The 7,809-nt window shown below is 63.8% G+C and carries 5 protein-coding genes and 4 pseudogenes; 3 read left to right on the top strand and 6 right to left on the bottom strand.

Annotation, left to right across the window (positions count from 1 at the left end; genetic code table 11):
* From GA0115259_RS32245 to lpxA, 4 genes and pseudogenes are all read right to left on the bottom strand, one after another.
* Positions 1-1,494 (bottom strand): ABC transporter substrate-binding protein (locus GA0115259_RS32245; protein WP_370748958.1); only part of this gene is annotated, 1,494 nt, incomplete at its 3' end.
* A gap of 820 nt (positions 1,495-2,314) precedes the next feature.
* Positions 2,315-2,537, bottom strand: a pseudogene (locus GA0115259_RS32240) (AraC family transcriptional regulator N-terminal domain-containing protein); the annotation flags it as partial.
* A 374-nt stretch (positions 2,538-2,911) separates the two neighbouring features.
* Complete coding sequence (locus GA0115259_RS32235) at positions 2,912-3,715, bottom strand: UDP-3-O-acyl-N-acetylglucosamine deacetylase (protein ID WP_237540645.1); 804 nt, start codon at positions 3,713-3,715, stop codon at positions 2,912-2,914.
* Between the two features lie 17 nt (positions 3,716-3,732).
* Positions 3,733-4,551, bottom strand: a complete 819-nt coding sequence (gene lpxA / locus GA0115259_RS43000) for an acyl-ACP--UDP-N-acetylglucosamine O-acyltransferase (protein ID WP_161230519.1) — start codon at positions 4,549-4,551, stop codon at positions 3,733-3,735.
* A gap of 124 nt (positions 4,552-4,675) precedes the next feature.
* Here lpxA and GA0115259_RS42375 point away from each other — a divergent pair.
* A pseudogene (locus GA0115259_RS42375) lies at positions 4,676-4,891 on the top strand (putative quinol monooxygenase); the annotation flags it as partial.
* Between the two features lie 501 nt (positions 4,892-5,392).
* Here the strand turns inward: GA0115259_RS42375 and GA0115259_RS32220 are convergent.
* Positions 5,393-5,815, bottom strand: a complete 423-nt coding sequence (locus GA0115259_RS32220; protein WP_141716779.1) for a hypothetical protein — start codon at positions 5,813-5,815, stop codon at positions 5,393-5,395.
* 377 nt (positions 5,816-6,192) lie between these two features.
* Positions 6,193-7,047: pseudogene (locus GA0115259_RS42370) on the bottom strand (MFS transporter); the annotation flags it as partial.
* Between GA0115259_RS42370 and GA0115259_RS32205 the strand changes: the two are divergent.
* Positions 7,002-7,361 (top strand): annotated as a pseudogene (locus tag GA0115259_RS32205) (transposase); the annotation flags it as partial. The pseudogenes GA0115259_RS42370 and GA0115259_RS32205 overlap by 46 nt on opposite strands.
* A 27-nt stretch (positions 7,362-7,388) precedes the next feature.
* Positions 7,389-7,793, top strand: a complete 405-nt coding sequence (locus GA0115259_RS42365) for a site-specific integrase (protein WP_107469319.1) — start codon at positions 7,389-7,391, stop codon at positions 7,791-7,793.
* The last annotated feature ends 16 nt before the right edge of the window (positions 7,794-7,809 follow it).

Genomic DNA, 7,809 nt, shown 5'->3' with positions numbered 1-7,809 from the left:
CTTCCCCTGCCACAGAGGCAGGATCGGCAGGTCCTCGGCCACGTCGTCCTGGAGTTCGCCGAAGGAATTCTCGGTGGTGCCCCGTTCGGCATGGGCGGCGGTGTCGGGGATGATCCGGTCGGTGATGTCGTTGTTCACGTAGCCGTTCTGAAGGACGTTGTCCTTGCCGAAGAACGGCTGGGTGAAGTTGTCCGGGTCGGGGTAGTCCGGGACCCAGCCCTTCACGTAGACGCCGAGTTCGCCGGCCGCGATCCGTTTCTCGTACTGGTCGAAGGGCAGAGACTTGACTTCGGCGTCGATCAGTCCGCTCGCGTTGAGCTGCTTGGCGATCGCCCGGAACTCGTCGTCGGTGGCGGGGCCGTAGCGGCTCGGCGTGGACCACAGCGTGAGCCTCACCTTGCCGGTGATGCCCGCGGTACGCAGCACCTGTTCGGCTTTGGCCGGCTGCGGGTCCCCGCCGTACATGTCGAAGAACGCGGTGTTGTGGGCCGTGATGCCGGCCGGGATGATCGAGTACAGCGGGGTGGCCGTGGAATGGTAGACCTCGCTGACGAGTGCGTCACGATTCAGCAGGTACGCGATGGCCTTGCGCACGGGGAGCCGTCCGACCACCGGGTCCTTCATGTTGAAGACCAGGTGCTGCACCTCGGCGCTGGTGCCTTCGACGACGTTGATGCCACTGTCGGCCGCAGAGGTGGAAGCCTCCAGTTGGGAGATGTCCCGCGCGGACAGACCGCGATAGGCGACATCGATGTCGCCCTTCTCCAGCGCGGATGCCAACTTCTTCTGGTCGCCGCCGAAGAAGTCGAGGGTGATGCCCGAGTTCTTCACTCGTGCTGTTCCCCGGTAACCGGAGTTGACCGAGAAGACCGCCTTCGACTTGTCGAGGGAGTTCAGCGTGTAGGGCCCCGACCCGACGGCCTTGCCATCCTTGCGCAGGCTGTCCGCCGGGTATTCGCTGTGGTCCACGATGGAGCCGGCTCCCGAGGCGATCTTGTTGGGGAAGGTGGCGTCGGGAACCTTGAGCTCGAAGACGACCGTTTCCGCGTCCGGGGTGGTGATCTCCGCGATCGTGGAGAGCAACGGCGCGGGGCCGGCGGGGTCGTTGATCCTGATCGCCCGGTCGAAGGAGTACTTGACGTCCTCGGAGGTGAGGCTGTTGCCGTTGCTGAAGGCCAGGCCGTCGCGGAGCGTGCACCGGTAAGTTCTGTTGCCGTTCTCGAACGCACAGTACTTCGCCGCTTCTGGCTGGGGGGTCGCGCCTCCTCGGGGAAAGCTGAGCAGGGATTGGAAGACGTTGTTGAACAGCAGCCAGGACCCCGGGTCGTAGCCCGAGGCCGGATCTGCGGCCAGGATGCTGTCTGACATGCCCACGACGATTGAGTTGCCGGGCTTGTCGGTGCCTCCTCCGGGTTGCAAGCCGCAGCCGCTGAGCAGGGTCACCGCGAGACCAGCCCCGAGGATGGTGTTTGTCCACCGTTTACTTACGTTCACAGAACTGCCTCGTGTTTTCTGTCGGCCGCGCGAGGGCACTCGCGTGGCCGGAATTGATCCGGTCCGGCGTGAAGACCGCCTCGGCGTTTCCGTACCCGATGCCGTAGTGACCGTCAGCTGGATCTCGTCGTAGTGGCTACTGAAGACGGCCAAGGCATCGACCAAGTCCGCAAGGTCGCCGTGTGCCTTCACCAAGCCCATGCGGAGCCTTCCTTGACGCATCGCTTCAAAAGCGTCCGGCTGGACCCTGGGCATTGTCGATGTCCGCCAAGATTTCCTTTGCCGTCGGTACTGTTTGTTCCCCGACAGTCGTGATGTGCGCCACTCGGGTAGTGCGATTGAACAAGACGCCTCCCTGTGTCCTTCTCCAACTTCGGGATCCGCCGGCTCAGGGGGCGAGGAATCTCTGAAATGTGGTACTTGCATTGCTGGAAAAAATCTCCGTAACACAAAAATACGTGACTTCCGGGCATCACTCGACTCGTTGGCGAGTCGCGTCACTGCTGGAACCGGCACGTCTTGCCGGATTCGGCAACGGGTGGATGTCGGGTACTGGGTTCTTTGCCCTGTAAAAAATGCCGGCCGAAGCAGGTGCAGAGAGGAGTCTATCCAACCCGAAGACAGGAAGGCCTGCCCAAAACTTGCAAATGGTTGCCTGATCCTGCCGGCCCCTGCCGAGTTTACTGAAGCGCATAAAGAGCGTTCTGCCCATAGGGATTCTTAGTTACTTGTGCGATATCGGCCACGGCGTCGAACTTGTCGAGCCACTCCGGCGCCGAACCCCCGGTCCGGAAGGCCTGTGACGCATTCATTTGCCCCAGACCGGATCGCTGCGCGAACCCTCCTGCAGGCGCAGCAGCCGGACGAGCGCGTCGAGCAGCGCCGGCGGAGCGTCGCTCACAGAGATCCCCGACGGCCCGCGGCCAACAGACGCGGGGAGCGTCGCCGGATCCGGCTTCGAGCAGCCACTCGGCAACGGCGGAAGGCTCCAGCACGAGAGCGAACCCCTGCGCCGGCTCCTCGGGAGCAGCCCGGATGAACTGGACAGGGCCCGGTTCTCGGTTCGCCCGCCCAAGGATGAGTTCGCCCTTGGCGGGCGGCGCTTGGCAGTGGGTCGCATGATTGTGTTACGTCTCTATGCCAACCTGACTCGCAGCGACGAGGCAACGAACAGCGCTGATTGCCGCAGAATCCTTCCACGGCCTTCGCGGCGGGGCAGATTCCCTGGCTTCAGACAGGTTGGCCCCGTGGGTTGGCTGATTGATTCGACCACCGGAAACGGCGCTCGAATCACCGGTCATGCGTGCCGTCATCAGAGGGAACCCCACGATTCGAAATCCCCCGTCACTGGACGTGGTGACTGCGAGCCAGAAGCGTGCGGATTCTACATTTGGCAGAAAACCAGGATAGCTGAGGATCACCGCATCTGGCTGCTCCCTTCAACAAGAGAGTGGAGGCGCTGCGCCGCCCTCACTGAAACAGTGTGACCGGTTCGATATGCCGTTACGTCAAGAAATTCAACAGGAATTCCTGCGAGGTACATATCTCCTATTAGGTCGAGCAGCTTGTGCCGGGCAGGCTCGTCACTGAACCGTGGCGCGTTGTCGTACCCTTTCGGTCCTATGATGAGTGCCGTACGGTAGTCCAACCCCTGACCGAGCCCACGCTCGAGCGCCTGCTTCGCCTCCGCGCGAGCCGCAAAAGTACGAGCAGGAGCAACCTGCGCTGCGTACCCAGCAGGAAGCGTACAGGAAAAGGTTTGTCTCCCCGGCCACTGCTCTCCTCGGTCATATGTGTAGCTCCACAGGCCACTTCCTGCGGCCACCCTGATGTACTGCCGGCCATCAACAATCTCAAACGGAACGGACAGTCGAGGCTGCTCATCCTCCCGAATGTCGCGAATTCCAGCACCATTTATCAGCGCGACGAGAGGAGCAGCGCTTCCGTCAAGGGCCGGTATTTCCGGCGCGGTGACTTCCACCTCGACATCGGTGATTCCCAGTCCCCCGAAAGCGCTCATCACGTGCTCCACAGTGGAAACCGGACCCAACCGGGTACACAGCACTGTTCGTGAGATGTGTCGAGGGAGGGCAAGCGTACGGATACCGCCCAGCGTAAATGCTATACCGTCGGATCCGGGCAGAACAGTCATGAAAACTGGGGTGCCCGAATGAAGGCCGACGCCCTGCACCCGAATCGGTGCCGCAATGGTTCGACGCATGTACGGCGTAATCGCGCTCATGCCTCGCCACTCAGTCCTGCGCCGGCCCGGACCACCCTGACTCCCTGCCCCCGCTTTCTGCTTTCGTCCATGAATGCCAATACATGGAGCACCTCGATAACATGCCCGAAACGAGCGCGCACGGCATCGCGGCGATCCTCATACGGTCGGTCCCGATCGCTCAAAATCTGCCATGCTTTGACCAGGGACCGCACGACAGCGTCGGGGAATCCGGCACGCCTGACCCCTACGAGGTTAATGCCTCGGATTGCTGCACGGTCCGTCCCGGCGGTGATGCCATACGGGATAACGTCCCTGTCAATAAGCGCGCCCGCCGCAGCGAAAGCGTAGGAGCCCAGCCGGACAAACTGACCGACTCTCACCCCACCAGACAGCCGCACATGCCGATCGATGATCGCGTGCCCGGCGATCAAGGAATCGCTTGCTATGACGCATCCGGATCCCAGCGTGACGTCGTGCGCCACATGAACGCTGTTCATGAGAAGGCAGTCGTCGGCAACGCGAGTGACTCCCTCACTCTTCGCCGTTCCCCGATTCACGGTGACGTACTCTCTTATTTGATTACCGTCGCCAATTACCAGGCGCCCACGGCGGTCATCGAGGAACTTAACGTCCTGCGGGAACCCACCCAGCGAGGCAAACGGGTGGATAATATTACTTTTTCCGATGTCGGTAGGGCCAAAGATGGCCACATGCGAGATTAAACGCGTTCCCCGGTCGATCCTGACATAGGGCCCGACTCGGCAGAACGGCCCTATCGACGCATCTGGATCGATCTCAGCAAACGGATCTACTACCGCTGAAGAGTGAATCACGATATACCAAACCTTCGCGCGAACTTACGAGAGGACCTCTGGCGCAGGATAACTTTGTGCGGCTTTCACGAACCGATCGTCGGGGGAATTATCGAAGCGTCAGATGGCCGACTAGTCGACGACGTCGGAGGGAAGCCCGGGTACGAGCAAGTTCTGCCTCGTCTACCTCGTCTCCCGCTCCGCCTCCAATTCCGACGTCGTTCACGTCATCGAGGGCTGGACCAGTAAAAAGGACCACCACCGGGTCTTCGCGGGCGAGGCCGCCCAGGCCATCGTGGCGCAGATCGACCCGCTGCTGCCCAAGGAGTCCCCGTACACCGGCCACGTACCGGTCCGCGGCAGCCGCCTTCTGAGGGCCGCCGGCAGGCCGGCCGATCCCTCCTCCTCGATTCTCGGCAGACACGCAACAACTGGCTCACCCGAGTCCTGACCGCCGCCACCAGGCCCGAGGAAGACTGAGGAGCGCCGAAAACGTGGGGCCCGGCCCCCGCCACAGGTGTCCGCAGAACACGGGGCAGGCGCCGGGAAGTGGCCCGATACGCACCGGGCGAACCTCGGTACCCGTGTCCGGGCCCGCTTTCCAGGCGAAAGCCCCATCAACTTTCACCGAGAGGGTTGATGGGGCTTCGCCGTACCCTCAGAACGACGGCGACCCGCAGTTCGGCTGGCTGCGCGAACAGACTGGCGTGGATGTCGTGAACCCGAGCGGTGGCCCTGGTTTCCAGAGCCGTTTTCGTCGGCTCTGGAAACTCACACTGAGATCATGAGGAATTTCTTTCCTGCCCGGCCTCCGCAGCCGTGAGAATTCAGGGCGCGACTACTGGGTCACACACCAACGGTATCAAGCGGTTCCTCCGAGCCAACCGGAATCCCTGTTGTCTCTCGCGAAGGGGTTGGCTTCAGTGAACCTCATTCGCCAGACGTCCGAGTCGCTGTTCAACGCCCTTGATTCGCCCGGGAACAGCGTGATGACCGTCGAGGAGACGTTACCGTTGTAGAACTGGTAGCGCACCTCGACCGGGTACCTGCCGCCGTTGAAGGCCCAGACCCAGGCTTCCTTGCCGTTGCCGGGCGAGAGGTCGATCTGCCCCTGGTAACCCTCCCAGTTGATGAAGTAGACAGTCCCCAGGGCCGCCGCGTCCCCGGCGCTTGCCGAGGCGGGCGGGGCGATTTCCGAGGCGGTGGCCGGCTGCGCCATGAGGCCGAGGCCTGCAACAACCGTTGCGAGCCCCAGACCAACTGTCCGGAGTGTTGTTCGCTTCAAGGGAGTGCCTCTTTCCATTCGAAGTTGATCTGCGACGATCCGAGCGGGCTGATCGACGTACGAGCCGCCCGCACAGGCCAACCGGCCCTATCGGAAAGGCGGTTGACGATTAAAATTCAACCAGCCCGGAGGGAGACAATGCTGCAGAAAAACTGGCAAATCCTTGCCTGATCCCACCGCACTCGCCGTCCGGCCTCCCGCGCACCGCGCCCAACGCCCCCGGGGTTACGGCGCACCGCACCCTGGTGACCGGAGGTGGGGCGGCCGGCCCCCCGGGCCTCCCGTCTCCCGAGCGGGCCGCTTGCCGGGGGCCTCGGCCGTTCAGGCGCGTGGGGCGTGGGGCGTTCGAGGTGGGGCGGGGGGTGCGGGGCGCCGACGCCCGTGTGTCCGGCCAGCACATAAAGAAGGTGGTCAGGATCTCCCCGAAACCGAAGATGATCTCGTTGTGGAGGAACGCCTGCCCGATGAAGGGCGACAGGCTGAGCACTGCCCGCTCGGGGTACCGCCGGAAGACGATGCTGGCGATGCGCCCGAACCCTATGCTCTTCCGCTCGTGCATCGTGATCTCGCCGGTCGGCGGCGGAGCTTCATGCCCCGTTCCCGCTCGACACTCCGCTCAACCGAACCGACCAGTCGTCAGCCTCGGCGCCGTGGCCGTGGATCAACTGCCAGTGCGGACTCTCCGGGACGTGCCATCGTACGAGGAGGACGACGAGGCCGAGGACGACCCCGCGGGCGAAGGCGAGGCGCCAGCCCAGGTCCTTGAGGAGGACCGAGGTGTTCAGCATCACGATCGAGAGCAGCGAGCGGCCGATCGCACCCAGCCAGTAGCTGCCGCTGATGACCAGATTGACATGTCCCCGGTACTTGGAGGGGATCAGCTCGTCGGTGGCCGAGTTGATGGCCGCATACTCGCCGCTGATCCCGAATCCGGTGAGGAAACGGAAGACGAAGAATCACCAGGCGTCGAACGACAGTGCGGTCAGCGCGGCTGCTCCGAGATGGACCGCTAGGGTCACCGTGAACAGCTTCTTATGGCCGTACCGGTCAGTAAGCTGGCCGGAGAACAGCGCTCTGATACACGCTCCCGCCACATACAGCGCGGCGGAAATCCCGGTGACCTGGGCGGAGCTGACCGCCAGACCGCTGCCCTCCTCCGAGAGATCCCCCGCGATGTTCCCGCCGCGCGGCCCACCTCGCCTCCTACGCGGGCCTCGCCCCCACCACCAGATCCTCGGGGACCTCGACCCACGGCGAACACGCACCGCGAGGCGGAAACCGGCAGCTCAAACGCGCGATGTTCCTCTCCGCCTTCGCCCGCATAAACGCCGACCCCGCCTCCCGCACCGACTACGCCCGCCAACGCGCCCGCGGGAAAACCCACACACAGGCCCTCCTACGACTCGCCCCCCAGCGCATCAGCGTTCTGTTCGCCATGCTCCCCCAGTTCCTGGCGCCGAGAACAACCGCGCGGGCCCTTTACAGCGCCCGCGACGTCGAACACTGGATCACCCAGCGCCGCGTCTCCCCCGGGCCCGCCGCCTGATGCCCCACACCGAGACCGTCCCGCTCGGTGTACGGGTCCAGCGACATCGAGCACCGCCCCGACCGCCCCTCCCCCTACCGTGCCCGCGTCCGCTGGTTCGACCCCGTCTCCAAACGCCACACCGGCCTCACCTGGTTCGCCGACGCAGGCGTCCCCGCCCACGTCCTCCGCAAGATCGCCGGACACGGCTCCCTGCTCACCACTCAGCGCTACTTCCACCCCGACATGACCCAGATCACCAACGCCGGCAACGCCCTCACCGCACCCATCACCCTCGCCGTCCAGCCCGCCCCCGGACACCACCGCTGGACCGACTGGTCCCCACCTGGTACCCAACAAGCACGGAAAGGCGGTACCGGATTCCTCCGATACCGCCTGCGACCTGCGAAAACGCTGGTCGGGACGACAGGATTTGAACCTGCGACCCCTTGACCCCCAGTCAAGTGCG

The sequence above is a fragment of the Streptomyces sp. MnatMP-M17 genome (assembly GCF_900091995.1).
Taxonomy (GTDB): Bacteria; Actinomycetota; Actinomycetes; order Streptomycetales; family Streptomycetaceae; genus Streptomyces.
The sequence above is the reverse complement of the archived record's forward strand: the minus strand, read 5'-3'. Positions and strand labels throughout refer to the sequence as shown.